The organism is Liquorilactobacillus sucicola DSM 21376 = JCM 15457 (assembly GCF_000612445.1).
Lineage (GTDB): Bacteria > Bacillota > Bacilli > Lactobacillales > Lactobacillaceae > Liquorilactobacillus > Liquorilactobacillus sucicola.
In genome coordinates, this window is record NZ_BALC01000009.1 from 12,549 (window position 1) to 36,922 (window position 24,374).

General features: G+C 37.9%; 24 protein-coding genes, 5 pseudogenes and 1 other annotated feature. Of the genes and pseudogenes, 3 read left to right on the plus strand and 26 right to left on the minus strand.

Annotated features, from left to right (window positions below; all coding sequences use genetic code 11):
* Positions 1 to 6: 6 nt before the first annotated feature.
* The 8 genes from JCM15457_RS10800 to ccpA all read right to left on the minus strand — a co-directional run bounded on the left by JCM15457_RS10800 (position 7) and on the right by ccpA (position 6,760).
* Positions 7 to 426 carry a hypothetical protein gene (locus JCM15457_RS10800; RefSeq protein WP_034989898.1) on the minus strand — a complete coding sequence of 140 codons (420 nt, stop codon included), beginning with the start codon at positions 424 to 426 and terminating at the stop codon, positions 7 to 9.
* A complete protein-coding gene (gene comGC / locus JCM15457_RS10805; RefSeq protein WP_152537323.1) occupies positions 416 to 736 on the minus strand; it encodes a competence type IV pilus major pilin ComGC in 321 nt (106 codons plus the stop codon). Before comGC ends, JCM15457_RS10800 begins: the two co-directional genes overlap by 11 nt.
* Positions 733 to 1,806, minus strand: a complete 1,074-nt coding sequence (gene comGB, locus JCM15457_RS10810) for a competence type IV pilus assembly protein ComGB (protein WP_051993484.1) — start codon at positions 1,804 to 1,806, stop codon at positions 733 to 735. Before comGB ends, comGC begins: the two co-directional genes overlap by 4 nt.
* Positions 1,742 to 2,728, minus strand: coding sequence for a competence type IV pilus ATPase ComGA (gene comGA / locus JCM15457_RS10815; protein ID WP_034989899.1), 987 nt, complete (start codon positions 2,726 to 2,728; stop codon positions 1,742 to 1,744). The genes comGB and comGA overlap by 65 nt, the downstream gene beginning before the upstream one ends.
* Positions 2,729 to 3,197: 469 nt before the next feature.
* Positions 3,198 to 4,118, minus strand: a complete 921-nt coding sequence (rbsK, locus tag JCM15457_RS10820; protein WP_034989900.1) for a ribokinase — start codon at positions 4,116 to 4,118, stop codon at positions 3,198 to 3,200.
* Positions 4,119 to 4,283: 165 nt separating this feature from the next.
* Positions 4,284 to 5,012 (minus strand): YebC/PmpR family DNA-binding transcriptional regulator, encoded by a 729-nt coding sequence (locus JCM15457_RS10825; protein WP_034989901.1) that lies wholly within the window; start codon positions 5,010 to 5,012, stop codon positions 4,284 to 4,286.
* A gap of 96 nt (positions 5,013 to 5,108) precedes the next feature.
* Positions 5,109 to 5,609: a VanZ family protein gene (locus JCM15457_RS10830; RefSeq protein WP_235725697.1), complete on the minus strand. Its 501-nt coding sequence runs from the start codon at positions 5,607 to 5,609 to the stop codon at positions 5,109 to 5,111.
* Between the two features lie 149 nt (positions 5,610 to 5,758).
* Positions 5,759 to 6,760: a catabolite control protein A gene (gene ccpA / locus JCM15457_RS10835; RefSeq protein ID WP_034989902.1), complete on the minus strand. Its 1,002-nt coding sequence runs from the start codon at positions 6,758 to 6,760 to the stop codon at positions 5,759 to 5,761.
* A 181-nt stretch (positions 6,761 to 6,941) separates the two neighbouring features.
* On the opposite strand from ccpA, the gene JCM15457_RS10840 reads away from it, so the two are divergent.
* Positions 6,942 to 8,048 carry an aminopeptidase P family protein gene (locus tag JCM15457_RS10840; RefSeq protein ID WP_034989903.1) on the plus strand — a complete coding sequence of 369 codons (1,107 nt, stop codon included), beginning with the start codon at positions 6,942 to 6,944 and terminating at the stop codon, positions 8,046 to 8,048.
* Positions 8,049 to 8,616: 568 nt separating this feature from the next.
* Here the strand turns inward: JCM15457_RS10840 and JCM15457_RS10845 are convergent.
* The gene (locus JCM15457_RS10845) at positions 8,617 to 9,084 is read right to left on the minus strand and encodes a hypothetical protein (protein WP_034989904.1); all 468 of its coding nucleotides are present in this window, start codon (positions 9,082 to 9,084) and stop codon (positions 8,617 to 8,619) included.
* Between the two features lie 30 nt (positions 9,085 to 9,114).
* A complete protein-coding gene (locus tag JCM15457_RS10850; RefSeq protein ID WP_034989905.1) occupies positions 9,115 to 9,522 on the minus strand; it encodes a DUF948 domain-containing protein in 408 nt (135 codons plus the stop codon).
* 164 nt (positions 9,523 to 9,686) lie between these two features.
* On the opposite strand from JCM15457_RS10850, the gene JCM15457_RS10855 reads away from it, so the two are divergent.
* The gene (locus tag JCM15457_RS10855) at positions 9,687 to 10,598 is read left to right on the plus strand and encodes a mechanosensitive ion channel family protein (protein ID WP_034989906.1); all 912 of its coding nucleotides are present in this window, start codon (positions 9,687 to 9,689) and stop codon (positions 10,596 to 10,598) included.
* Positions 10,599 to 10,787: 189 nt separating this feature from the next.
* Here JCM15457_RS10855 and JCM15457_RS10860 read toward each other — a convergent pair whose 3' ends face one another.
* From JCM15457_RS10860 to cbpB, 3 genes are all read right to left on the minus strand, one after another.
* The gene (locus JCM15457_RS10860) at positions 10,788 to 11,948 is read right to left on the minus strand and encodes an N-acetyldiaminopimelate deacetylase (protein WP_034989907.1); all 1,161 of its coding nucleotides are present in this window, start codon (positions 11,946 to 11,948) and stop codon (positions 10,788 to 10,790) included.
* A gap of 126 nt (positions 11,949 to 12,074) precedes the next feature.
* Positions 12,075 to 12,782 (minus strand): 2,3,4,5-tetrahydropyridine-2,6-dicarboxylate N-acetyltransferase, encoded by a 708-nt coding sequence (gene dapD, locus JCM15457_RS10865; RefSeq protein ID WP_034989908.1) that lies wholly within the window; start codon positions 12,780 to 12,782, stop codon positions 12,075 to 12,077.
* A 23-nt stretch (positions 12,783 to 12,805) separates the two neighbouring features.
* Positions 12,806 to 13,312 carry a cyclic-di-AMP-binding protein CbpB gene (gene cbpB / locus JCM15457_RS10870; protein ID WP_034989909.1) on the minus strand — a complete coding sequence of 169 codons (507 nt, stop codon included), beginning with the start codon at positions 13,310 to 13,312 and terminating at the stop codon, positions 12,806 to 12,808.
* A gap of 147 nt (positions 13,313 to 13,459) precedes the next feature.
* On the opposite strand from cbpB, the pseudogene JCM15457_RS10875 reads away from it, so the two are divergent.
* A pseudogene (locus JCM15457_RS10875) lies at positions 13,460 to 14,193 on the plus strand (MIP/aquaporin family protein).
* A gap of 445 nt (positions 14,194 to 14,638) precedes the next feature.
* Here the strand turns inward: JCM15457_RS10875 and JCM15457_RS12465 are convergent.
* From JCM15457_RS12465 to hisJ, 13 genes and pseudogenes are all read right to left on the minus strand, one after another.
* Positions 14,639 to 15,181: a Gfo/Idh/MocA family protein gene (locus JCM15457_RS12465; RefSeq protein ID WP_439645839.1), complete on the minus strand. Its 543-nt coding sequence runs from the start codon at positions 15,179 to 15,181 to the stop codon at positions 14,639 to 14,641.
* Between the two features lie 10 nt (positions 15,182 to 15,191).
* Positions 15,192 to 15,611: a Gfo/Idh/MocA family protein gene (locus JCM15457_RS12470; RefSeq protein WP_051993488.1), complete on the minus strand. Its 420-nt coding sequence runs from the start codon at positions 15,609 to 15,611 to the stop codon at positions 15,192 to 15,194.
* Between the two features lie 88 nt (positions 15,612 to 15,699).
* Positions 15,700 to 16,776 (minus strand): histidinol-phosphate transaminase, encoded by a 1,077-nt coding sequence (hisC, locus tag JCM15457_RS10885; protein ID WP_034989910.1) that lies wholly within the window; start codon positions 16,774 to 16,776, stop codon positions 15,700 to 15,702.
* Between the two features lie 21 nt (positions 16,777 to 16,797).
* Positions 16,798 to 17,117 (minus strand): annotated as a pseudogene (gene hisE / locus JCM15457_RS10890) (phosphoribosyl-ATP diphosphatase).
* 1 nt (position 17,118) lies between these two features.
* Positions 17,119 to 17,444, minus strand: a pseudogene (hisI, locus tag JCM15457_RS10895) (phosphoribosyl-AMP cyclohydrolase).
* Entirely contained in the window at positions 17,441 to 18,199 is a 759-nt protein-coding gene (hisF, locus tag JCM15457_RS10900) for an imidazole glycerol phosphate synthase subunit HisF (RefSeq protein ID WP_034989911.1), read from the minus strand. Before hisF ends, hisI begins: the two are co-directional and overlap by 4 nt.
* On the minus strand, positions 18,189 to 18,914 hold the full coding sequence (hisA, locus tag JCM15457_RS10905; RefSeq protein WP_034989912.1) for a 1-(5-phosphoribosyl)-5-[(5-phosphoribosylamino)methylideneamino]imidazole-4-carboxamide isomerase: 726 nt from the start codon (positions 18,912 to 18,914) through the stop codon (positions 18,189 to 18,191). The genes hisF and hisA overlap by 11 nt, the downstream gene beginning before the upstream one ends.
* The gene (gene hisH / locus JCM15457_RS10910) at positions 18,911 to 19,522 is read right to left on the minus strand and encodes an imidazole glycerol phosphate synthase subunit HisH (RefSeq protein ID WP_034989914.1); all 612 of its coding nucleotides are present in this window, start codon (positions 19,520 to 19,522) and stop codon (positions 18,911 to 18,913) included. The genes hisA and hisH overlap by 4 nt, the downstream gene beginning before the upstream one ends.
* Positions 19,523 to 20,107, minus strand: coding sequence for an imidazoleglycerol-phosphate dehydratase HisB (hisB, locus tag JCM15457_RS10915; RefSeq protein WP_034989915.1), 585 nt, complete (start codon positions 20,105 to 20,107; stop codon positions 19,523 to 19,525).
* Positions 20,107 to 21,393: a histidinol dehydrogenase gene (hisD, locus tag JCM15457_RS10920; protein ID WP_034989916.1), complete on the minus strand. Its 1,287-nt coding sequence runs from the start codon at positions 21,391 to 21,393 to the stop codon at positions 20,107 to 20,109. Before hisD ends, hisB begins: the two co-directional genes overlap by 1 nt.
* Positions 21,390 to 22,045, minus strand: a pseudogene (hisG, locus tag JCM15457_RS10925) (ATP phosphoribosyltransferase). Before hisG ends, hisD begins: the two are co-directional and overlap by 4 nt.
* Positions 22,020 to 23,192 carry an ATP phosphoribosyltransferase regulatory subunit gene (locus JCM15457_RS10930; protein ID WP_034989918.1) on the minus strand — a complete coding sequence of 391 codons (1,173 nt, stop codon included), beginning with the start codon at positions 23,190 to 23,192 and terminating at the stop codon, positions 22,020 to 22,022. The pseudogene hisG and the gene JCM15457_RS10930 overlap by 26 nt, the downstream one beginning before the upstream one ends.
* Before the next feature lie 43 nt (positions 23,193 to 23,235).
* Positions 23,236 to 23,472: a binding site (T-box leader), on the minus strand.
* A gap of 65 nt (positions 23,473 to 23,537) precedes the next feature.
* Positions 23,538 to 24,373 (minus strand): annotated as a pseudogene (gene hisJ, locus JCM15457_RS10935) (histidinol-phosphatase HisJ).
* Between the last annotated feature and the right edge of the window lies 1 nt (position 24,374).

The following is a 24,374-nucleotide window of genomic DNA, read 5'->3' on the forward strand; positions in this document are numbered from 1 at the left end:
TTCCTTTTAATGGGTAACATGATATTTCCCCCAACCTAACTGAACTAATATATGATATGGCCTATCCTGCAAAGTTGAATCAACAATAACAGTTCTTCCAGCTATACTTCCTGTTTCATTTATTCTAATTACTTCATAGCGCCTAATAGTCATCGTTTGAGGTAATGTAATTACGACTTTATTATTATTTTTTTCACTGAAAATAATTTTTCTGCGTTTAAATTCAATGGTATGTACTTTATCAAATTTCGCTGAAGAAATTATTTCTTTTGTCCAAGTCTGCTTCAATGACTTCCAAAAAATTCGCTCCTGTAAGCCGTTGAGTGAATTATTGAGTGGTTTAATTGTCAACAATAATGTAAAAGCAGTCAACATTAACACCACTATTGTTTCTGCTAAAGAGAAAGCTGATAATTTATTTTTCATTTTCCGTCTGAACCCTTATTTTCGACTTTTTGGCTTCACTATATTGTTTTTCATTCAAATATCCACTACTTCTTAAATCTTCAAGTGTCACGACTTCTTTATCTGTTTCGTTTTGGTAAAGATCAGCCTGTGTCTGGACGACATCTCCTAAAGCCTGCGTCCCAATCCCTCGTGCATTGTCGCGTTGCTTACCAATATTAGGCAGTATTATCAAAATAAGCAAGCTTATTATGAACATTACAACTGCCATTTCAATTAATGTGAATGCAGGCCATCTTTCTTTTATCGCTAGGCCGTCAACTTTTTTCATTTATATATTCCTCCTAAATTGTTGTACATTGGCAGTAAGATACTCAAATACATTGAAACTATTATCAAAGCTATTACCAAAAAAAGTAACGGTTGAATACAATTGATAAGTCTGTCAATTTGTCTTATCAACTTGTCATAGGTTAATTCTGAAAAAAACATTAACTCGGAACTTATCTCAGCAATCGTGTTTCCTTTTCCCAGAAATAAATTCAATTCTTGCGGAATAAAAACATATTTTGAAACAAAATAATTTAATTCATTACCATCTGACAGATTTTTATTCAATTCTTTTCCAAACTGAGCAAGCAAAGAGGTTTCATCAAATTCTGCTAAGAACTTACAAATTTCACGGATATCAAGACCGCTTTTTAAAAGTAAAGCAAAATTAAAAGCTATATAATAATGACAATATTGCCGATAAACTGCGCCAACAAATGGGATTCGGCAATATAATTCCTGACGAGCCAACAAGGGCTTTTTAGCTAACCAGTGAGCAACTTTAAGGAAACAAGCACAAAGAATTATTACCATACCTCCCCCTAACAGCAAATACAAGTAGTTTTGCCATGCTGAGGTATTTAAATTTTGTAAATCCTGAAACTTATCTAATTCGGGTTTAAGCCAAACCTGAATAGCAATCATTAAAACCCCCAGCATAACCAATAGCATCATGGGATACAGGAGAATAGCTTTTAATTTATCGGTTTGTTGAACTTTTCGTTCAAGCGTCCGTCCTAATTGTTTCACGCTATCGCTTAATTTGCCGTGTTTTTCTGCAATATAAATTTGATTGAATGTACTTTCACTAATATAAGGTTTAAGTGCACTGCTTAGCATCTTTCCTTCAAGTAATTCATGCTGAATATCATCAAAAATCAATTTATGCTCAGGGAAAAATATTAGAATATCTGCTAGCGCCTGCCTTATCGAAAAACCAGCATTTAATAAATCTGCTAAACTCTGAAAGAATATGGCTTGTTTACGTGCGTTCAAATGTTTTTTTCTATCCTTCACTGTATTTTTTAAAGGTTTCTTTTGATATCCAATTATTGTGAAAACACGTTTCAAGATCTTCCCTCCAACCTATTGTCATTTTTCGTACAGCAGCTGTTTCCAATTCTTTCCAAGATAATTCCTCAATGCTTATTTTTTCGAATAAAGCCTTGCTTGATCCTGCACTCGTTGGCAGCAACCGTTGATATACAATCAACTGTAGCGTCTGTTCCAAATCTGTTTTAGAAACACCTAAATCTAACAATCGTCGCACAACACCAAGCGCGTTTTGAGAATGAACAGTACTCAGGATCAAATGCCCGCTTAAAGCGGCCGTTGTAGCAATTTGTGCTGTTTGTGCATCACGTATCTCACCAATTATAAAAACATCCGGCCGATGCCGTAAAGAAGCCTTAACTAGCTCTGCATACGACATTTTAGCTCTCTCATTAACCTGAATTTGTAAAAAAGCTGGTTCATAAATTTCAATAGGATCTTCGATGCACATTACTTGTTTCTCGGCCATAGATCGTGCCAAATGGTACATTGTTGACGTTTTACCTGAACCAACAGGACCAGAAAAAAGTACCAGCCCTTTTTTCTGACATTGTTTTTTTATATTTTGCAATCTTTCTGGGAAAAAATATTTTTCATTTGCATCCTTTTCTTGGTAAATCAAACGAACAACTAGCGATTCACGCCCTAAAAAATCCCCAATGCTAGAAAATCGACCAAAAACTTTTTTACCTTGCTTTTCCTCTAATAAATATGATCCGACTTGCGGCCTTCGATGTTCACTAAGCGCCATATCGGCTTTGAATTTCAGATAATTAATTATTTGCAGTCCATATGTCAACGGAATACAAGAAAATTTTTCTACTGTTCCTCTAATGTTTAACTTGATAACATATTCTTCTCCTCTAGGCAAAAACAAAATATCACTTGCTCTTTTTCTTATTGCTGTTTGCACTAACTTATCCACCTGATCCTTAAACATGTTTTGTATCCCCCTTGTTAAATAAATACGCAAGTTGACTGATACAAATATACTAATTGCAAAATTTTTGCTCCTAGTACAACAAATACAATCGTCGCTCTAATTGGAAACTAGTTTCTCCGGATATCAACTGCAAATAATTTAAAAGTATGTATTTAGCCGAAATATTTTGGGTGTTTAAAAATATTGTTTTCACTAAAAATTCGAAAAAAATGGAGCTGTGCCAAAAGTGAAATTTTGGCACAGCCCCTCTTTTATTCCGTATAAACGTGTTCCATAAGCCAAAATTCTCCGTCTAACTTCGAATTACTCATAGCAAAGTACTCGCTACGTTCGTAATTTTGAGTTATTACTCAAATTTTCCGACTTATGTCACACTCTCTCTGTTTTTATTTTGTATTCAACTCATATATCTTCTATCCAGCTGCTACTTTAACCGCTAACTCTGAAAAATATTTAAACCGTACTATTATTTAGCCAATATTTCTTTCTCAGTTGGGATTGATGGAATTGCTCCAATTTTTTGGACCGTAAGTGATGAAGCCTTGGTCGCATAACGAACCGCCTGAGCAATATTAGTGAAATCCGGTGCTAACTTAGCTGCCAAACAGCCGATGAATGTGTCTCCTGCACCAGTTGTATCGGCAACTTCAACTTTAAAGGCCGCAACAGATTCTTCTTGATCAGCCTCAGTTAAATAATATGCTCCTTCGCTTCCTAACGTAAGGAGAACATTTTTTGCTCCCTTTGCTTTAAGTTTTTCTGCTGCTCGTCGCTGTGCAGTTTTACTATCCACATGAATATCGGTCAGCATTTCCGCCTCAACTTCATTGGGAGTTATCAAATCAGTTAGCTCAAGCAGTTCATCCGGCACTTTTAATGCAGGAGCTGGATTCAAAATTGTCGAAACCCCTGCCTGCCGTGCAATCTCAAAAGCCTCTATTATTCTTGGAATTGGAACTTCAAACTGTGCTACAACAACATCGGCACCCTCAATCAATTGACGTGCGTTTTCAACATCTTCTTTTTGAATAAAGGCATTGGCACCACTATTAACCAAAATACTATTTTCTCCCGATTGCTGCAGCAGGATGTATGCCTGTCCAGTAGGTTTATCCGCATCAATTTTTACATGTTCACTATTAACATCGTTTTCTTGCAACAAAGACAGCATTTGCTTGCCATATTGATCAGCACCAACCCGTCCAATAAAATGCACATCCGCACTGCTACGTGCCGCTGCAATCGCCTGATTAGCGCCTTTTCCACCACCAGCAGTTTCAAAACCTTGTAACTTCATCGTTTCTCCAGGCTTAGGAAGCCTTGCAAGTTGCAAAATAATATCGACATTAATGCTACCTAAAATAACAACCCTTTTTCTTTTCTTCATCTTCCTTCTTTCCTTCCTTCTCTTTTTGTTAACCCTATCACAAATACAATATCTGCTCAATTATTTTAACATCCCCCAGACAAACAAAAAGAGGGCTAGAACAAATGTAAAATGTCCTGCTCTCCCATTTAATGTTTTTCTTAAATGTTAAATTTTAACTAAAAACTATTCTTCTGGAAGATCTCCAGCGTGATACACCGCAGAAACATCATCTTCATCTTCCAAACGATCAATCATTTTTTCGAATTGTTCAACCTTGTCCTCAGGAACAGGCACATAATTTTGTGGGACCATGGTCAGTTCTGCTGTATCAAGATCATACTTTTTTTGCAATTGGTCACGAACCGCTGTGAAATCCTTAGGATCAGTATAGATTTCAAAAACATCATCTGAAGTCTGCAAATCTTCAGCGCCTGCATTGATTACATCTTCAAACATCTGATCCTCATCTACATCAAGGTCTTCGCGTACAATCGCGATGTATCCTTGGCGATCAAACATAAAACTAACTGAGCCAGACTCACCTAAGTTCCCGCCATTACGTGTAAAATCAGCACGAACAGCAGACGCGGTACGGTTGCGATTATCTGTCAGTGCATGGACCAGCACTGCAACGCCACCTGGGCCGTAACCTTCATACGTAATTTCTTCATAATTAGCGCCATCAGCTCCAGTAGACTTATCAATCGCACGTTTGATATTATCTTTAGGCATGTTCGCCGCACGTGCTTTATCAATCATTAAACGAAGTTGTGGGTTAGAATCCGGATCAGGACCACCACTCTTTGCAGCCATATAGATCTCTCGTGATAATTTTTGGAAAACTTTTCCACGTTTAGCATCTTGGGCATTTTTGCGGCCTTGGATGTTATTCCATTTAGAATGTCCTGACATTTCTAATACCTCTTTCCGATAATTTCTTGAAAATTGACGTTACAGACAATCTCCATAGTACCAAATCATTAAGCTTAACGCAACAACTTATAAAAGCTAACTTCTCTTTTTTCTCCTCAAAGAAAAAAGAATAACACAGCCAACACCAACCAAGGCTCCCAACCCATCTAAAACCACATCCTGAAATAAGGGCGTTCTATCCCCTGTAAGCATCTGATGAAATTCATCAAGGGCAGCATAACCAATCGCGGATAGGGAACTAACAATGACAGTTAACAGCCTACTATTAAGCCTCGGGCTCAAACCGGCTGCTAAAAAAGCCCCCAATCCTAAATAAATCGAAAAATGTGCACCTTTCCTAATAAAAAATTCAAGGAACTTAAAATATCCCATTTGACTGATACTAACTGTTTCATTGGCGTATTGAAACGATAAGCCGCTCAATAATTGCTCAAACGGTTTATTTGTAAGATATTTTTCCAAAAAAGGAACCGATGTCTGCTGCTGGTATGTCATTGAAGAACTAATGAATAAAACAACTCCAATCAACAATGCTAGCAAAAGATAGGTATTCGGACTCGGTTTATTAATACGCAACGCAAACACCTCAGACCCATTCTCCCTAAAAAATCCAAAAGAGAAAATGCTAATTTTCATTTTTTACAAAAAATGCACTGTCACTTTTCCTAATCGAAAGATAACAGCACTATCAAACCTACTCATGTTTCAGCATACCCAAAATTAAGCTATTTCGTTGAAGAACGTTTTATATAACCATAAGGTAATTCGACGGTTTTTTCTGTTACTTCTTCTTTATTCATCAACTTAGTTAGAAAGCGCATTGAAACTGCACCGATATCATAAAGAGGTTGTGTTATAGATGAAAGTTTTGGACGAACAATCTCAGTTATCTTAGAATTATTACTTGTGATGACTTCAAATTCTGCTGGAACTTCTACCCCAGCATCTTGTGCACCATTCAACACCCCAGCTGCCAGTTCATCATCACCGACAAAAGCAGCAGTTGCACCGGCTGAAACGATCGCTGGCCATAAAATTTCTCCAGCACGATAGCTGTAATCAGTTTCAAAAACCAAGTCTTCTCTATATTCAATACCATTTTTGGCAAGAACATTCTTATATCCCTTTAAGCGATATTCGCTATTAATCGGTTCGTTTAACGGGCCTGAGATAAAAGCAATTTTTTTATTCCCATGATTTATCAAATCAGAAATAGCTTCTTCAACAGCTGCTACATAATCGATGTGCACACTGCCCAATTCTTCTTTGTCATCAACAGAACCAGCTAAAATGATGGGCGTCTTGCTACGGTCAAATTGCACTCGCAACTCATCACTTATTTTATTTCCCATGTAGATAATTCCATCAACTTGTTTTGCTAAAAGTGTATTTAAAACCTGTATTTCCTTTTGAACATTTCCATCAGAATTTGCAAGTATAATATTGTATTTGTACATCGTCGCAACATCGTCAATTCCACGTGCAAGGGATGAAAAATAAACATTAGTTACATCAGGAATAATGACCCCTACCGTCGTCGTTTTTTTACTTGCGAGGCCACGTGCAACAGCATTGGGACGATAATCCAACCGATCGATAACCTCAAGTACCTTTTTGCGTGTAGCTGGTTTGACATTCGGATTTCCGTTCACAACCCTTGAAACAGTTGCCATTGAAACTGCTGCCTCACGTGCAACATCATAAATTGTTATTGTTTGTTTTTCCATGATTGACCCTTTCTTATTTTCATTCATTTTCATTAACGTTATCTAATTTATCAAAAAAAAAGAATAAATGCAAGCGTTTCATAGTTTGAAGGACTTCTTTTCACACTCTTTTCATTTTACATCAATCCGCTGCCTTACAGCTATGCTATAATCGAGTTATTAAAATTAAAGGAGCGATCATATGTCACATATCGAAGCTGTACAAAAATGGTTAACCGACAATAACTATGACGTCGGTTATATCAGTAATCCTAAGAATATTCAATACTTTACCGACTTTTCGAGCGATCCAGTTGAACGTGTACTTGCACTTTTTGTTTTTCAAAATAAAGATCCGTTTTTATTTGCTCCAGCACTGGAAGTTGAAGCAATTAAAGATACTGGCTGGCCTTATTCAGTATACGGCTACTTGGATCATGAAAATCCCTTTGCAATTATCGCTGCAAAAATCCGTGAACGCGTCAGCAATCCTAAAAGATGGGCACTTGAAAAAGGGGATTTAAACGTTACCCGCTACGAAATTCTCAGAAATTTATTTACTAGCTCTGACTTTAGCGGGGATCTTACCCCTTTCATCCAAAATGAACAACTTATCAAAACGCCTGCTGAGATTAAAAAGCTTGAAATCGCAGGCAAGTGGGCTGATTTTGCTTTTCAAATTGGTTTTGACTCTCTTAGAACATCTCGCACCGAACAAGATATAGTTGCAGAAATCGAATATGCTTTGAAGAAAAAAGGAATTACCCACACCAGTTTTGATACAATCGTTCAAAGCGGCACCAACGCTGCTGAACCGCATGGTTTTCCAAAGCCAGATAAAATAAAAGAGAATGCACTTGTTCTTTTTGACTTGGGTGTTGTCTATCAAGGCTATATCTCAGATGCTAGTCGTACTATTGCTTTTGGTGAAGTAAACGAAAAAGCACGGGAAATTTATAAAGTCTGTCTTGAAGCACAGTTAACTGCTCAATCTGCCGCCAAACCTGGGGTCGTAGCAGAAGATTTGGATAAAATAGCACGGGATATTATCACTAAGGCTGGCTACGGTGATTACTTCATCCACCGTTTAGGTCATGGAATGGGCCAAAGTGAACACGAATTTCCTTCAATCATGGAAGGAAATAAAATGGAACTGCAGCCCGGCATGTGTTTCTCAATCGAACCTGGTATTTACATTCCAGGTGTTGCGGGTGTCAGGATTGAGGACTGTGTCCATATTACTGCAGACGGCTGTGCTCCCTTTACACATACACCTAAAGAATTACAAACTATTCCCGTCCGTCAATAAAAAGCAACTCCTAAATTCGACTTTTGAAACACATTAATTTGTTCGTTCTAATACAAGATCAGAAACACCGCTAAAGTTAAGGTGAGAACAATCTAACTTTAGTGGTGTTTTTATTGTAAAAATTTTCGAGATTAAAAATTACATTCACTAACTATCAGTACTCTTCAAACACAGAACTTACACAATCACCCACCGCTTTAAGATTCAATTCAAACTAACTGATTTTGCTTGAGACCAGTCGATAGAACTATGTTTTTTCCGAAAAAAATAACACATTTACAGCACATAAAGTATTGCTGTTTGATAAAACTATGACATAGTTTACGATTTTCAATGTGTAAAATTACCTTCTAAACACAAATTTGTGAGATTGCAACCTTAAAGCATGTTAGCACGATGAAAATGATGAAATTCTTTTTACATAATTACGGACTTGAAATTCCATTGGCTGTGAACGAGCAAAACTTTACTTTCAGTCTAAAAAAGTTCTGCTGTTAATTGCTTTTTCACCAATTAACAGCAGAACTAATCTTAGATTATTGTCTTATTCAAGAAAACTAATTGTCCCTTAATTCTCTTCCTTGGGATAAAAAACTTCAGTCGGTTCATCCTCAGATTCAGCGGCCTGTTTCGCCTGCCCAAAAGCAGAGCGACCATCAATCACAATATCCGTCTCTGGCGCCAAGTCATTATACTCTACTTTTTCCTTCTCAAACTGTTGTTTCAAGTCAGAAGTTGCCTCTTTCAAAGAATCGAATGCTTTATTTACATTTTCATTACTTTTCAGATTCTTGGCTCTCTCAGAGAATTTTTGTTTTAGATTCTCTAAATCATCTCGAAATTCATTATCTTCTTTGAAATATTCCTTTGCGTAACGATAATATCTTAAAGCATTTTCCCGTCCTTCTTCAGTTAAGTCATTAACTTTATCAAGAACCTTGTCTTTATTCTCATCTTTAAGCAAATATCTTGTTGCCGCGTATGCAGCAGCAGCACCTGTAGCTAGAGTAATAGCTATTGCTGTCTTCTTCCCCATCAGATCATCCCCTTTTTAAAATATGTTTCGTTACTTCTTATTTTTTCTTCGCCGCATTCCATAAATACGTTTCAAAATACCAGCCGCGAGTGTTGCCTTGCCAACATTTTTTGATGAAGATGAAAAGTTGCCCACAAAGTTACGGCTTGCACTATTCAGATCCGAGACACTTTCGCTGAGATCTGCTACCGTTTGGAAAAGCGGATCTATTTTTTTCGACTTACCATTGACATCTTCCAGCAATACATTCGATTTTGCCAGAATGGCCTCGACTTCTTTTGAAATTGCATCAGCATCGTCGCGCAATGTTTTAACACTCTGATTTACCTCACTCATTGTCTTCGCAACTTTGACTAAAACAGCACACATAAAAATAACAAGCAACAAGAATGCTAATGCAGCTATCAAACCCGCCAGCTGTCCCAAAGATAGTGTCATATAAACGCCTCCTCGTCTTAAATACTTATCCTTAGAATAGCATTGACACTCTAAAACTTCAATTAAAAGACAAGGGACACCTAAGTCAGACAATTTCAAAACATTGCTGTCTTGCTGCATTTTTTTTGCTATTATAGATAGTATAGTCAAAGGAGAGCTGTCATATGCAATATTTTTTTCTAGATGCTAAAAATTCATCGCTGACTACAGATGTTTCCCATCAAGTCAGTCGACAAACAAATTTTCTGACCAGTTACTTTTCAAGTATAAATTGGAATCAGATAATCAGTAAAATGGTAACACTTCTTCTATCCATCATTTTACTTTCTCTTTTTTTTATACTAATTAATTGGATCGGAAAAAGAATTATTTACCGTAGTTTCAAAACAACTCGTAAAAATGAGCATTTAACGGTAAATCGCATCAACACAATTTATACTTTATCCTTAAATATCTTCCACTACTCTGTACTTTTTTTCTATTTTTATGCAATTCTGTCTGTTTTAGGAATTCCCGTTGGAACACTAATTGCTGGAGCTGGTATTATGAGTGTTGCTTTAGGTTTAGGTGCTCAAGGATTCGTGACAGATGTAGTTACCGGTTTTTTTATTTTGTTGGAGCAGCAGTTCGATGTTGGCGATGAAGTTAAAATCGGCCAAATTGAAGGGACTATCCACGCAATAGGTCTGCGAACAACTCAGGTCATCGGCTACGATGGAACTCTGCATTTTGTTCCCAATCGTAACATTACCATTGTTAGCAACCTCTCACGCAATGATATGCGTGCGTTGATTGACATTTATTTCGATCCCACAGAGGATATTCAGGCAATGTCACTAATCATCAAACAAGTTAACGACAAACTAACATCCCACTTCCCAGACATAACAAAAAAACCGACTTTGCTTGGAACCGTTGACAACGGTAAAGGCAACCTTTCATTACGGGTAGTTATCTATACTAAAAATGGTGCTCAGTATGAAATTCAACGAACATTCTTGGCAGCGTATCTTGAGGAACTTAGAAAAGCAGGCTTCAAAATCAATAATTCACCGCTTAACCTAACGAATGTTTGAACACAAAGAATAGGAACTAATCAAAGGAGCTAAGTCAAATTAAATTTCGACTTAGCTCCTTCCTACGTTTAGTCAAGCCCCTAATCTCTTATTTTTTGAATCTTTGAACTAATGATTAAGGGTTGATTTAATGTTTTAATTTGTTTGAAGGTTGTAGCTTTTCATCTTATTTGTCCGTATAAAAGTGTTCTATTTGTTATTTGACGCCACTATTACACCATTTTGTCTGGCCTGTAAGAATCCAAGCATTGCCTTAACGCCCTTGATGATCGCTCCCTCTTTTGGAGCAAAGAACTCAGAGTGCAGTGAATATTTACTCTCAACACCCAGCCAGAACATCGTACCTGGAATTTTAGACAGCAGGAACCCAAAATCTTCCCCAGTCATTGCAGGCCTAGTTTCAATAAAATTAACGTTTTCAGCTTTTTTCATATATTCAATGAAAGCAGCTGTCGTTTGTGCATTATTTTCAACAGGATAATAACCGCCTTGATGCAAGTCTAATTCTAGACGGCACTCATAAGTTGCCGCAACGCCTTCTGCCACCTTACGAACACGATTTTGAATTAGCAGATTCATCTCTTGGGTCAGTGCGCGGATTGTTCCATCAACTTGAGATGTACCGGCAATAACATTCCCAGTTTTTCCAGCCTCAAAATGTCCTAAGGTAACCACTCCAGCTTGAATTGGATCCACATTGCGACTGACAATCGTTTGAATCTGATTGACAAACTGAGCTCCCGCAACGACCATATCTTTTGCATACTGCGGAAAAGCAGCATGCCCACTTTCACCAATAAAACGTGCATGTATCTCACATGTTCCAGCAAATAAAGTGCCTTGACGACACCCAATCGCTCCCATTGGAAGCTGTGGGTTATCATGAAAAGCATATATTTCATCCGGCATCCACTCATCTAATACACCACTTTCGTAGAGTTGCTTGCCACCACTTGCATTTTCTTCAGCGGGCTGAAAGATGAAGGTCATATTGACAGTTGGTTGATTATCAGCAAAAAAGCTGAGTATTCCAAGAGCAACTGTCATATGAATATCGTGCCCACAGGCATGCATTCTGCCGGGGTTTTCGGAAGAAAAAGGCAATCTGGTCTGTTCAACAACTGGTAATCCATCAATATCAGTTCGATATCCAATCGTGTAGTCAGGCTTTTTCCCTACAACTCTAACTAAGATAGCAGTCTTCCACACCTTTATTTTTAAATACTTCTGTGGGAAACTCTTAATAATTTCAAGCAACTTCGCCTGTGTTTTAAACTCCTCCATCCCAATTTCTGGTATTTTATGCAGTTCTCTTCTAATTTTTATCAGTTCTTCTTCGTTAAGTGCCATGTCATCAATTCCCATTCTAAAGTATTTTGCCCATTACATTACTCTATATTTTTTTGAAAAAGCATCTAAAAAAATACCCGAAAATATGAAACTATCTTCGAGTATTACCAGAGCATAAACTAATGCTTAAATTTTACGAAGTTCATCAACAAGATCAGTTTTTCCAGCAGCGACATCAGAAACATTCTTGATTTTCTTAGCTGGCAGTCCCACAACAACAGTATTAGGAGCAACATCCTTAGTAACCACTGAACCTGCCCCTACGACTGCACCCTTGCCAATACGTACACCCTCTAAAACAACCGCATTAGCACCAATTAAAACCCCATCTTCAACAACTACTGGCTGTGCAGACGGCGGCTCAACAACACCAGCCAGGACTGTACCGGCACCAATATGGCAATTCTCACCTACGATTGCACGGCCACCTAAAATAGCTCCCATATCAATCATTGAATTAGCACCGATCTCAGCACCAATATTAATAACGGCTCCCATCATAATGACCGCATTGTCGCCAATTTCGACTTGTTCGCGTATAACTGCACCGGGCTCAATCCGTGCATTAAACTTCTTTTTATCCAATAAAGGCACACCAGTGTTTCGCCCATCATTCTCAATGTGATAAGCGGTAATTTTACTGGTATCTTCTAAAAGAGGTGCAACTTCTTTCCAATCACCGAATAAAACCCCTGTTTTCTTTTCTAAGTATGCTTCAACACCGTCAGGGATCGTAAGTTCTTCAACTTTACCCTTGATATATACCTTGACCGGTGTCTTCTTTTTTGATTCAGCGATAGTGCGTATAATGTCATGTGCATCTAATTTAGCCACTAAAACTCCTCCAATACTATTAATTAGCCTTCAGGTGTATTGTCACCATCTGCCCTCTTGTCATCATCTTTTTCTGAAACATTATAATCTTTGTCAAGATCATGTGCAACATAATTAAAGCTCTTCATAACCTCACGCCGTGTTACAATTCCTGTGAAAATCCCATCTTGATTGACTACCACCAAAAATGGTTGATCAACCAAAAGATGTAATATTTCCTCGAAATCATACGGTAAGGTAATGGTCGGGGCATCCCTTTCCATAACATCACCAACGGTTTTTCGGCCCAACTTGGTAGCATCGATCCCATTCATACCCAGCATTGTTTCAGTAATCATTGGCAAAGACAGCAATCCCTTGAAGTGCTGCTCATTATCTAGAACCGGGATTTTTGAATAACGAACCTTTGTCAAAACCAAAAACGCGTGATCCAAATGGTTAGTCTCCTGAACATTTGCGACAATTTCTGCAGGGATCAGAAAATGATCTTGGCGTTCATTTAACATATGCTCAACTGGTTTTGCTATCACATCATTAACCTCCTTCGGCCACTATTTATATTCTAGGTTATTTTTTGGCAAAAACCAACTATAACATCTAAAATTAAGCGTTTACTAATATTTACTTTAGATTATTTTATGATAAGATTAGAAAGTATTATTTTTAAGGAGGTTATCATGGATTATTCACTAACAACACGGTTAGCGGCAGAATTTTTCGGAACAGCAATTATGATCATTCTGGGTAATGGTTCTGTTGCAACCGTCGATTTAGAGCGTACCAAGGGGAGTAACAGTGTTGGATCATCATTTCAGTTGGTTATGGCTTCGCTGTTATGATCCCAGCATTAATGTTTGGCAGTATCTCAGGGAACCATATTAATCCTGCTTTTACTGTTGGTTTAGCCGTTTCTGGACTCTTTCCTTGGAAAGAGGTCATTCCATACATAGTTGTACAGTTGTTAGGCGCTATCGCCGGCCAACTAGTCATTTACGCATGCTTCAAGCCTCATTACGACTTAACTGCAGATACTAATCGGGTCTTGGGGACTTTTTCCACCACAGACGCCACCAAAAGCAAGCTTAATGGATTCATCAATGAATTTTTTGGGACTTTCACGCTTGTCTTCGGTGCTCTTGGCATCACCAACTCCCCAACTTTTGCTAAGGGAAACCAGTTGTCAGGTTTCATCGGTGTCGGCCTACTCGTGATGGTTATTGTTGCATCTTTTGGAGGTCCGACAGGTCCAGCATTGAACCCTGCGCGTGACCTAGGTCCTCGTTTACTTCATCAAATTCTGCCATTGAAGCATAAAGGATCCTCTCAGTGGGATTACAGTTGGGTCCCTGTTATTGCACCACTCCTTGCAGGTATATGCGCAGTTGCCTTGTTTAAAATGATATTTTTATAAAGCAACAGTATGTTATCTGCGCTGAAAACTACAGAAGTTGTCCCTAAAGGGAGTGTGACATAAGTCGGAAAAATTTGAGTAATAACTCAAAATTACGAACATAGCGAGTACCTTGCTATGAGTAATTCGAAGTTAGACAGAAAATTTTGGCTTATGGAACACGTTTATACGGAATAAAAAGAGGGCTGTGCCAAAAGTTAACTTTTGGCACAGCTCCTTTTTTAACCTCATATTATGTAACACAACGTGTTGCGGCAGCTGGATTAATGGGAATAAATAGTGCAATAAAAAAGGAAGAAGGGTCAACACATATCGTTTGACCCCTCCCCTTATTAAAAAAATAATTCTAATATGTGATTTCCAAATGGGACCTGCACTACTACAAAGACCCTTTCTATTAGATAAACGATAGCTGTAATGCTTAACACACCAATTCACAAAAAATCTAGTTCAACGGATCACCATACCATTTTTGATACAAATCTTGGATTATTGTCATCGATTGCATCGTTAATTTTGGCGTTACAATTGGACTAACGACTGCACCTGAAGCGAGACAGGAGGCTATATGGTCAACCTCATAGACCAGCTCATTCTCCTGATTTTCAAGGACAAACCGTTTCGTACCCAATCCATTTTCAAGAATCGCTGCAGATCCTTCCCAGTAATTAGGAATCTTTATTTTCCCTCTTGTTCCATAAACTACCAGTTCGCTCTCAACATCAAAATCAGTTGTAATCAGACTGTTGATCAAAACCGCCCCGCATTTTAAAGCTAGTACACACCTAGTATCAGCTTTACCGACTCTGTTATATCCGAAACCAGACCATTCTTTTATTGAATCCTGTAAAAGGAACTGGACAACACCCAGTAAGTTTGAACCGCCATTAAACAATGCACCGCCACCAGATGCTATTTCAGAGAACCATTCACCTTTGTCATCTATCTCATGTTTTTCTTTGACATCAATAAATTTTACTTCACCGATAGTTTTATCTTCAAGTAGTTCTTTGACTTTTTTTTATGATTGGTAAAAAAAGTGCACTTTGTGCTTCCATTATGAACAGTTTCTTCTTAGCAGCTAGCTGAAAAAGTTCGCCCGCTCCAACCCGATGACGCGTAAACGGGCTCTCCAAAAGAACGTTTTTGCCATTCTTCAGAGCCAGCTTAGCACAATCATAGCGTTCCTTATTTTCTACTGTAATATAGACAATGTCAACTTCACTTGACTGGCACAGTTGCGAGTAACTTGCATAAACATGTGGTACATCTAGCTCAGTTGCGAATTTTCTGCTTAAAGCTTGCCTACCATCTGCAATTCCAACAACAACACTATTAGCACTCAAATTCAATGCCTCAACAAACTTTGATGCTTGAACTGTTGCACCTATAATACCGTAACGTATCTTATCTGCCATAAATCTCACCTCATTTGAAATAGAAACCATGAATATACGTTTCTATTGTATCAAACAAATTGAGGTCCTCGTAACAATAACAGCTAATTTAACGGTTTTCTTTTGCTATCATAATTTTTTGTATTTCCAAATTATCTTCCGGTTCTCCTATTGTTACCCTCAGCCAATCAGGCCGTAAGCCACGCCGAACTTGATATCCATGCTTTAACAGCCTTTCAGCTAAAGTATCAGCTTGCAAGCACTGAAAGAAAATAAAATTGGCTTGACTATGATAAAAACGAAATCCGTTGTTAGTGAGAAATTTCTCCCACTTTTGCCTTTCTTTTTTATTTTTTTCAATTGAGGTATTGACAAACTGCTGATCTTGCAACCCAGCAAGAGCCGCAACCTGTGAAATAGAACTCAAATTATAAGGTAAGCGTGCAGCCTCCATGTAAGTCGCTATCTTCGCTGAAACAACTGCGTATCCTACACGATAATTTGCTAGCCCATATATTTTAGAAAAGGTTCTTAAAACTGCAACATTTTCAAACTGTTTGCTTAATTCTAAAGCACTTGGATGCTTACTTTCGGTAACATAATCGATGTATGCTTCGTCAATCAAAACCAGAACAGATTTAGGGACTTTTTTTACAAACTCTTCTATGTCAGCGACATCTTCATAAGTTCCTGTAGGATTATTAGGGTTACAGAGCCAAATGATCTTTGTTTTTGAAGTAATATTATCAAGAAAACTGTTAAAATTATATTTTCCGGTTTCCTTATCGCAGTTAATCTTTATGACCTTAGCACCCTCGATACCTGCATGCAAAGCATATTCTGAAAAAGTAGGATTAGTTACTAATACCTCATCCCCAGTTTCAAGAAAAATACGCGAAAACATCGCAATTATTTCATCAAGTCCTACACCAAAAATCAGTTTCTTACCATCAACATTTAGTTTATGAGCTACAGCTTTTCTTAATTCAAAAGCATAGCCATCAGGATAGCGGTTCTCTTCTTCAAAATTCCACTTCAAAATTGCTTCCTTAACACACGCTGATGTTCCGTATGGGTTCTCGTTAGCCGACAACCTGACCAATCTTTTTATCCCATAACGTTTTTTTACTTCACTGAGCGGTTCTTCCGGTGTATAACTTTGGATTGCTTGAATTTGTTTTTTCATACAAGATCCCTCTTTCTGGTTTTACAAATCTTTAATTTCAGGGCGATCTTTTGTCTTGCTCATCAACCTTCTCTCTTTGCAAGTTCTCCTTTAATCTCATCGTATGAAACTTTCTGTTCCACAAGTAATACCATCAGATGATACAGCAGATCAGCAGTTTCATAAATCAATTCATTTCGATCAGGATTTTTAGCAGCTACTATGACCTCGGTTGATTCTTCACCGACCTTCTTCAAAATTTTATCCAAACCCTTTGTATACAGATAATCTGTATATGACCCCTTCTTGGGATTGTTTTTTCTTTCTAAGACTAATTGATATAACTCTTCTAAATCCTGCATTTTAATTCCTCCTATTTTTTAACTCAACTTCATTGAAAAAACAACTGTTATGCCAGTGTGACAAGCTGGACCATTTGGCGTTACCTCAATTAATAATGTATCCTCATCACAATCTAAAGTCATTTTATTTACTTTTTGTGTATGTCCGCTTTCTTCGCCTTTATGCCAAAGTTTTTGTCGGGAACGCGACCAAAACCATGTTTGCTTGGTACTGAGAGTTCTATGGTAACTTTCTTCATTCATCCAAGCTACCATTAAAACTTCACGAGTCGTTGAATCAATTACAACAGTTGTTAAAAGACCCTTCTCAAAGTTAGGATAACTCATCGCACATTCACCCCCGCGGCTGCTAGTTTCCCTTTGACCTGCGGTATCGTCAACTCACCAAAATGGAAAACTGAGGCTGCCAAAGCCCCATCGACCGGAGCTTTTTTAAAAACATCAATAAAATCAGTAATCTTGCCGGCTCCACCAGATGCAATTATTGGAACATCAACAGCAGCCGCCATCTCTTGGTATAATTCAAGATCAAAACCTGATTTTGTTCCATCCTTATCCATACTCGTAATTAAAAGTTCACCTGCACCTAAAGTTACAGCTGTTTTAGCCCATTCAATCGCATCCAATTCTGTTGACTGCTTCCCACCGTGAGTATAAACCATTTTTTGACCAGTCTTTTGATCTTTCTTGACATCAATTGCAACAACGATACACTGATTGCCGAATTTCTGTGCACCAGCTTGAATCAGTTGGGGGTTAGCAACCGCGGCGGAGTTTAACGATATTTTATCTGCACCAGCTTTAAGCAACTTTTGCATATCCTGCACATCCCTTATACCTCCACCGACTGTCAGTGGCATAAAAACTTGCCGTGAAACATTTTCAACAACATCTATCATCGTTGATCTTTTCTGATTTGTTGCAGTAATATCAAGGAAAACTAGCTCATCTGCACCTTGCCGCTCATATTCGGCCGCTATCACTGCCGGATCGCCTACATCTGATAGATTAACGAAGTTTACTCCCTTTTTTACTCTGTTATCATCAATATCAAGACACGGAATAATTCTTTTAGCCAGCATTCTTCTCCACCTCTGCAATCTGGTTCAAGGTTAACCCACCCTCATAAAGGGCCTTTCCAACAATTATGTCATCTATACCATTCCGCATTAAATTTTTGACATCATCTATATTACGAATTCCACCTGAGGCAACAATATTGCAAGCTGGGAAAAAGTTCTTCAGATTCACAAGTAATTCTGTGTTAGCACCTTTCATTGTTCCATCACGTGCAACATCAGTTACTACAAAGTGGTGTGCACCAGCCTTTTGCATCTCAGCGATTAAATCTTTCATTGATGTCTCTGACTGCTCAAGCCAGCCATTGATGGCCACCTTTCCATCTGTACCATCGACACCAATCACTATTTTTTCCTTTCCATATCGCTTCAACGCTTTTTTTACAAAATCCGGATCCTTCAATGCAGCTGAGCCAATAATAACTCGGTCCAAACCTAATTCAAAATAATGCTCTAATTGTTGAAATTTACGTACACCACCGCCAAGTTCAATCAACCCTTCAAAATGATTACGAATTTTTTTTATTGTAGCCAGGTTTTGTGGTTTTCCCGTCTTAGCACCGTCTAGATCAACTAAATGAAGTTGGTGAATTCCACTTTGATTAATCTTTTCTGCTTGTTCAACAGGATCTTTATTAATTAGTGTTTTTTTTGAAAAATCTCCTTGAAATAAGCGTACACTTCTACCTTCCTGTAGATCAATGGCCGGAAAAATCATTTAACCACCACCCTTTCCTTAAATGTTTTCAAGATTTCAAGCCCGATATGCCCACTTTTTTCAGGATGAAACTGCATTCCAAAAACATTTTTATTTTGCACAACAGCTGGAACATTAACCGAGTATTCAACTTCCGATACAACATATTTAGGGTCACACTTAGCATAGTATGAATGAACAAAATACGTGTATTCATCTTCCAGCAAAGAAAATTCAGAATCAGGCTGCAGCAAGTTGTTTTGGTTCCAACCCATTTGAGGGATCTTAAATCCCTTTTTCGCCGGCAATTCGATGATATTTCCCGGAATCAAATGAAGCCCTTCAGTTATGCCATACTCACTTGAAGTATCAAATAGTAATTGCATTCCCAGACAAATACCTAATAAAGGAATTCCCGCAGTGGCGGCTTTTTGGAGTGTTGTATCTAGTTTTTTTGCTTTTAAAACTGTCATCGCACTTTGAAATGCCCCGACTCCAGGTAAAACGATTGCTTCACTTGCCAGTAACTCGTCTTGATCGTCAGTTAGATTAGTTTCAACACCTAAATACGCAAACGCTTTTTGCAAATTGTACGTATTACCTGCATCATAATCAACTAGTGTTATCATTTAAATCACACCCTTTGTTGAATTAACTCCTTGTATTTCTGGATTGATAGTAACTGCCTGGCGCATTGCCCTTCCAAAAGCTTTGAACAGACTTTCGATTTTATGATGAGTATTACGTCCATATAATACTTCGGCATGTAAATTCATTTCCGTACTGAATGCCACAGCCTGAAAAAAATCTTCAACAATTTCAGTTTCGAAACTTCCGAGTCGTGGATTCGTCAGTTCAGCATTGAAAACAAGATAAGAACGGCCACTTAAATCAATACAAACCCGTCCAAGTGTTTCGTCCATCGGGACCAAAGAAGTTCCATACCTCTCGATCTGTTCTTTTTTTCCGAGTGCTCGTTTAAAACATTCCCCCAAAACAATTCCCGTATCTTCAACCGTATGGTGTGGATCTACATTTAAATCCCCTTGAGCCGTCACTTTCAAACCAAAGCGACCGTGTTTGGCAAACAACGTCAGCATGTGATCAAAAAAGCCAACGCCTGTTTCAATTTCAATGCCAGTCTGCTGATCAAGATTCAAACTGATACTAATCTGAGTTTCCGCTGTATTACGTGTAATTTCAGCACTTCTCATTACTTTTCATCCCCCTTAAATCTTGACTCAACCGCCCGAGCATGTGCTTCTAGTCCTTCCGTTCGTGCTAAAGTTGTGATCGCCTTAAGATCATTTTTTAATGCCGCTTTCGAAAATTGGATAAATGATGTTTTTTTGACAAAATCATACACACCTAATGGTGAAGAAAACTTAGCTGTTCCACCAGTCGGTAGCACATGATTTGGTCCCGCAACATAATCTCCTAATGGCTCAGATGCATATTTTCCTAAGAAAACAGAGCCTGCATTCCTGATTGAACTTAAATACTGCATAGGATCAGTCAACTGAACTTCTAAATGTTCGGGTGCTACATCGTTCATCAATGTAAACATATCCGCAATTGAGTCCATAATTGCAATGAACCCACGTTCTTTTATCGCAACCTCTGCTATTTCCTTGCGTGGCAAACTAATAAGTTGCTTTTCTACCTCTTTGCTGACCTTGTCTGCCAATTCCTTACTGTTCGTAATTAAGATAGCCCGAGCTCGTTTATCATGTTCTGCCTGTGACAACAAGTCAGCTGCTAACTGACGTGCATTCGCAGTCTGATCTGCCAAGATTCCAATTTCTGAAGGCCCAGCAACCATATCAATTGCTACTTGTCCAAAGACTTGTTTTTTTGCTGTTGCCACAAAGATGTTTCCAGGTCCAACTATTTTGTTAACACGCGGAATTGCCTCAGTTCCATATGCCAATGCTGCAATTGCCTGAGCTCCGCCCACTTGATATACGGCCGTTACACCAGCTATTTTAGCTGCTGCTAAAACAGCAGCAGCTACGCCATCTTTTTGGGGTGGAGTTACCATGATAATTTCATCAACACCAGCTATTTTAGCTGGAAGAGCGTTCATCAAAATAGTTGACGGATATGCAGCTGTCCCACCTGGAACATATAATCCGACTCGTTCAAGCGGAGTTACTTTTTGTCCACGAATAATTCCCGGTTGAGCAGCATCAACAAAACCGTGCTGTAATTCCATCTCGTGGTAGGCAATAATATTTCTTTTTGCAAGTTCTAAAGCATTTTTCAGATCCGTCGAAATAGACTGGTAGGCTTTCTCAATTTGACTATCTGGAATACGCAATTTATCCAATTCCACACCGTCAAACTTACTTTCATAAAATTTAAGTGCATCGTCGCCCTTTGCTCTGACATTCTCAACAATTTGCGCAACTTGTTTTTCTACTTCCAAATCAGTTGTTTGTGTAGTATAACGTCTAACTATTTTTTTCATTTCAGTTAATGATTCATTATAGATTTTCATCTTGTCTTTTCTCCCCGTACTTCATTTTTTTCGAAAACTGCTTTTTTTAAATTATCTACCAAAGTAAATATTTCCTGAGAATGCTGCTTAAGTGACATTCGATTGACCACTAGGCGTGTTGAAACTTTATTCAGATAGTCAAATACATAAAGATTATTCTCCCTTAACGTTGTTCCTGTTTCTGTAATATCTACGATTGCATCTGCCAGACCAATCAGTGGTGCCAATTCAACGGAACCTTCAATCTTAACAATTTCGACATCTTGTCCCAAAGACTCAAAATACTTCTTCGTTATAATTGGATACTTCGTACCGATTATTTTACGCTCAGGACTATTCACATCAAAAACTGCGGTTGAGGCTAACACAAATTGACACTTGCCAACTTCTAAATCCAACAGTTCGTATTGTTCGTTTTGCTGTTCTTCAAGAATATCACTACCAACAATTCCAACATCAACAACACCCGCATTCAAATATGTCGTAACATCCGGCCTTTTGCTAGAATAAATTCAAGCTTGCCATCATTAGTTTGAATAATCAATTTTCTTTTTTTATTTTTCAAGGGTTCGCAGTCAATCCCAGCTCGTTCCAGTAACGGAATAACTTTTCTTTCTACACGCCCTTTAGTTAGAGCTATTTTTAACGACATTTTCAATTTCTCCCTGCTTGTTTATTTTAAATAACTTGGCGTTTTTTTCGTACGCTTTTTCTTTAGCTGTTTCAAGATCATCTTCCAATGACAATTCATAATTGCCATTCTTCAAAAGCCATTCAGACACATATTCTGTTTGATCCGGTTCAAAGAAAAGATAGTTTTTGTCTTCTTTTTTGTTTTCAAGTTCGGCGATCTCACTCAATAAATCAATATCAATTCCCATCCCGACTGCTGGTTCTGGTTGAGCTTGAAAACTTTCCAGTAATTGATCATACCGCCCTCCACTGAAAAGATACTCAGGAATATCATCAACAAATCCTTTGAATGTAATTCCGGTGTAATATCGCTGTGGTGGTGCCGTACTTAAGTCAATGATTACTTTTTGCCCAGGTATTTTTGCAATCCATTTTGCAACTTTGACTGTTTCTTGCAGTGCAGAATATGCTTGAGTTGGAAGTTTTATACCTTCAAGCATTTTTGTGATATCCGCTACTTCTCCGAAAAGACGAGGCCATTTTTGCAGAAATCCATAGATTGATGTGTTTTCAAATTGTTTAATTGCTCTTTGATATTCTGGAATCCTTTTACGATAAAGTTCTCGTTTTATTCTATTCTTCAGTTCCGTACTTGCAGTTATATTGGTTAATAGACTTTCAGCAAAACAGGCATGACTTATCTCAATCTTAACTCGACCGTTCAACCACTTTCGACTTATGCGATTGATCAAAAGTAGACATTCAAGCTCAGCTTTCGATGAAGAATAACCAACGAGCTCAATTCCAGCCTGTGTCATTTGATTGTTACGACCTGAAAGTTCCTTTGCTATCTTGAATAGATCCCCAACATAATAAAGCTTTTGTGGTAACTTGATGTTGGTTGTTGTTAACAATCGTGCTATGGGTAGCGTTAAATCTGGTCGCAAAACAACCGTTTTGTTATTCCTATCAAGCAACTGATAGGTTCTCATTTGTTTTAAATCAAAATTCGCAAAAACTTCTTTGTACTCTAATAATGGTGTATTGACTTTCATAAAACTTCTTTTTTCTAGACTTTTTTGAAGTTCATTAACTAATACTTGTTTCCTGCTGGCACGTTCACCGAATTCGGCGCGTGTTCCCAAGGGCAAGTTTATTTTATGCATATCATTACCTCCCTAAAATAAAAAAGTCCTCTTAGCTAATTGCTAAGAGGACGAATTATCGTGGTTCCACCTCAATTTATTTATTTCTCACAAAATAAATCTCATGTTGAATTAATCAACAGGATAACGATCTTAGTCGAATAAACTTATTAAAGTAATAACTACTCTTTCAGTCTATTAATTCATAGATGTGTTTCATTATTAACATTCATCCTCTTCCCAGCATCGAGGATTCTCTTAGCAAGCGGTCAACAACTACTCTTCTAATCATAATATGTTAAATTATATTAAAAAATGATTAACTAAATTGAATTAAACTAATTCTAACTTCATTTTTGGGGGTTGTCAAGGTTTAGCAAGAATATTCTTCAGATGGTACCCTCGACCCACTTCATCAATTCCATGTGCATCTGAGCCGAATACGAACGGTATTCCCCTTTGCACAGCCAATTCTGTGATTTGTTTTCCTGGATAGAAATCATTACAATATGGTTTATACATTCCCGCGGTGTTAAAATCCAGTTCTCTTTTTTGGGCCGCTATAATATCTAAGATTTTTTTAATCAAGTTAAGATTAGCTTCATCAAAAAATTCTGGTAGTTTAAAATAATCTTGATATTTTTTTATTAAACTCATATGTCCGATACGTTGGGGTCGGTACTGTCCGAGATCTGCTGTTACAGATTGATAGATAAGTTTCAAATACATTTGATATAATTGCTGCGGTTTTTGCAGCAGCGATGAGAACCCATCCACAAAATCGGCGGTCGTATAGTCTAGACACCACAACCCATTTTCTTTTCCTTGCATAAAATGAACAGAAAGGATATTTTGCTGTGTTCGTGCTCCATACTCATCCAAAAATGCTTTTATTTCACGCTCAAAACCTGGCAAATAGTCAACTTCAAAACCAACAGATATTTGAATATCCTTTGCATATTTCTTTTGTAGCTTCTCGGTCAATGAAAAATAATCTTCTAAATCACTCCATGCAAGCGCGGCAGTTGTCAATCCTTCTTCACTACCTCTGTATTTTTTATCAAATCCACGCGGTAGTGGTGCATGTTCCGTAATACAATAGTGATCAAACCCTGCATGATGGCTTTTTGGATCATTTTCTCAACCGGTTCTCCACTCCCATGCGGACACAGTTCAGTATGTGTATGCCCATCTATTTTCATT

Bases quoted from the DNA above. Each gene is read 5' to 3' on its own strand.
- JCM15457_RS10855 (WP_034989906.1), top strand. From the start codon at position 9,687: ATGCAATATTTTTTTCTAGATGCTAAAAATTCATCGCTGACTACAGAT.
- JCM15457_RS10840 (WP_034989903.1), top strand. From the start codon at position 6,942: ATGTCACATATCGAAGCTGTACAAAAATGGTTAACCGACAATAACTAT.
- JCM15457_RS10845 (WP_034989904.1), bottom strand. From the start codon at position 9,084: ATGGGGAAGAAGACAGCAATAGCTATTACTCTAGCTACAGGTGCTGCT.
- hisC (WP_034989910.1), bottom strand. From the start codon at position 16,776: ATGAAAAAACAAATTCAAGCAATCCAAAGTTATACACCGGAAGAACCG.
- JCM15457_RS10860 (WP_034989907.1), bottom strand. From the start codon at position 11,948: ATGGCACTTAACGAAGAAGAACTGATAAAAATTAGAAGAGAACTGCAT.
- hisF (WP_034989911.1), bottom strand. From the start codon at position 18,199: ATGCTGGCTAAAAGAATTATTCCGTGTCTTGATATTGATGATAACAGA.
- ccpA (WP_034989902.1), bottom strand. From the start codon at position 6,760: ATGGAAAAACAAACAATAACAATTTATGATGTTGCACGTGAGGCAGCA.
- JCM15457_RS10825 (WP_034989901.1), bottom strand. From the start codon at position 5,012: ATGTCAGGACATTCTAAATGGAATAACATCCAAGGCCGCAAAAATGCC.
- rbsK (WP_034989900.1), bottom strand. From the start codon at position 4,118: ATGAAGAAAAGAAAAAGGGTTGTTATTTTAGGTAGCATTAATGTCGAT.
- JCM15457_RS10930 (WP_034989918.1), bottom strand. From the start codon at position 23,192: ATGCATAAAATAAACTTGCCCTTGGGAACACGCGCCGAATTCGGTGAA.
- hisB (WP_034989915.1), bottom strand. From the start codon at position 20,107: ATGAGAAGTGCTGAAATTACACGTAATACAGCGGAAACTCAGATTAGT.
- hisD (WP_034989916.1), bottom strand. From the start codon at position 21,393: ATGAAAATCTATAATGAATCATTAACTGAAATGAAAAAAATAGTTAGA.
- JCM15457_RS10800 (WP_034989898.1), bottom strand. From the start codon at position 426: ATGAAAAATAAATTATCAGCTTTCTCTTTAGCAGAAACAATAGTGGTG.
- hisA (WP_034989912.1), bottom strand. From the start codon at position 18,914: ATGATTTTTCCGGCCATTGATCTACAGGAAGGTAGAAGTGTACGCTTA.
- comGA (WP_034989899.1), bottom strand. From the start codon at position 2,728: ATGTTTAAGGATCAGGTGGATAAGTTAGTGCAAACAGCAATAAGAAAA.
- hisH (WP_034989914.1), bottom strand. From the start codon at position 19,522: ATGATAACACTAGTTGATTATGATGCAGGTAATACGTACAATTTGCAA.
- JCM15457_RS10850 (WP_034989905.1), bottom strand. From the start codon at position 9,522: ATGACACTATCTTTGGGACAGCTGGCGGGTTTGATAGCTGCATTAGCA.
- JCM15457_RS12470 (WP_051993488.1), bottom strand. From the start codon at position 15,611: ATGGCAGATAAGATACGTTACGGTATTATAGGTGCAACAGTTCAAGCA.
- comGC (WP_152537323.1), bottom strand. From the start codon at position 736: ATGAAAAAAGTTGACGGCCTAGCGATAAAAGAAAGATGGCCTGCATTC.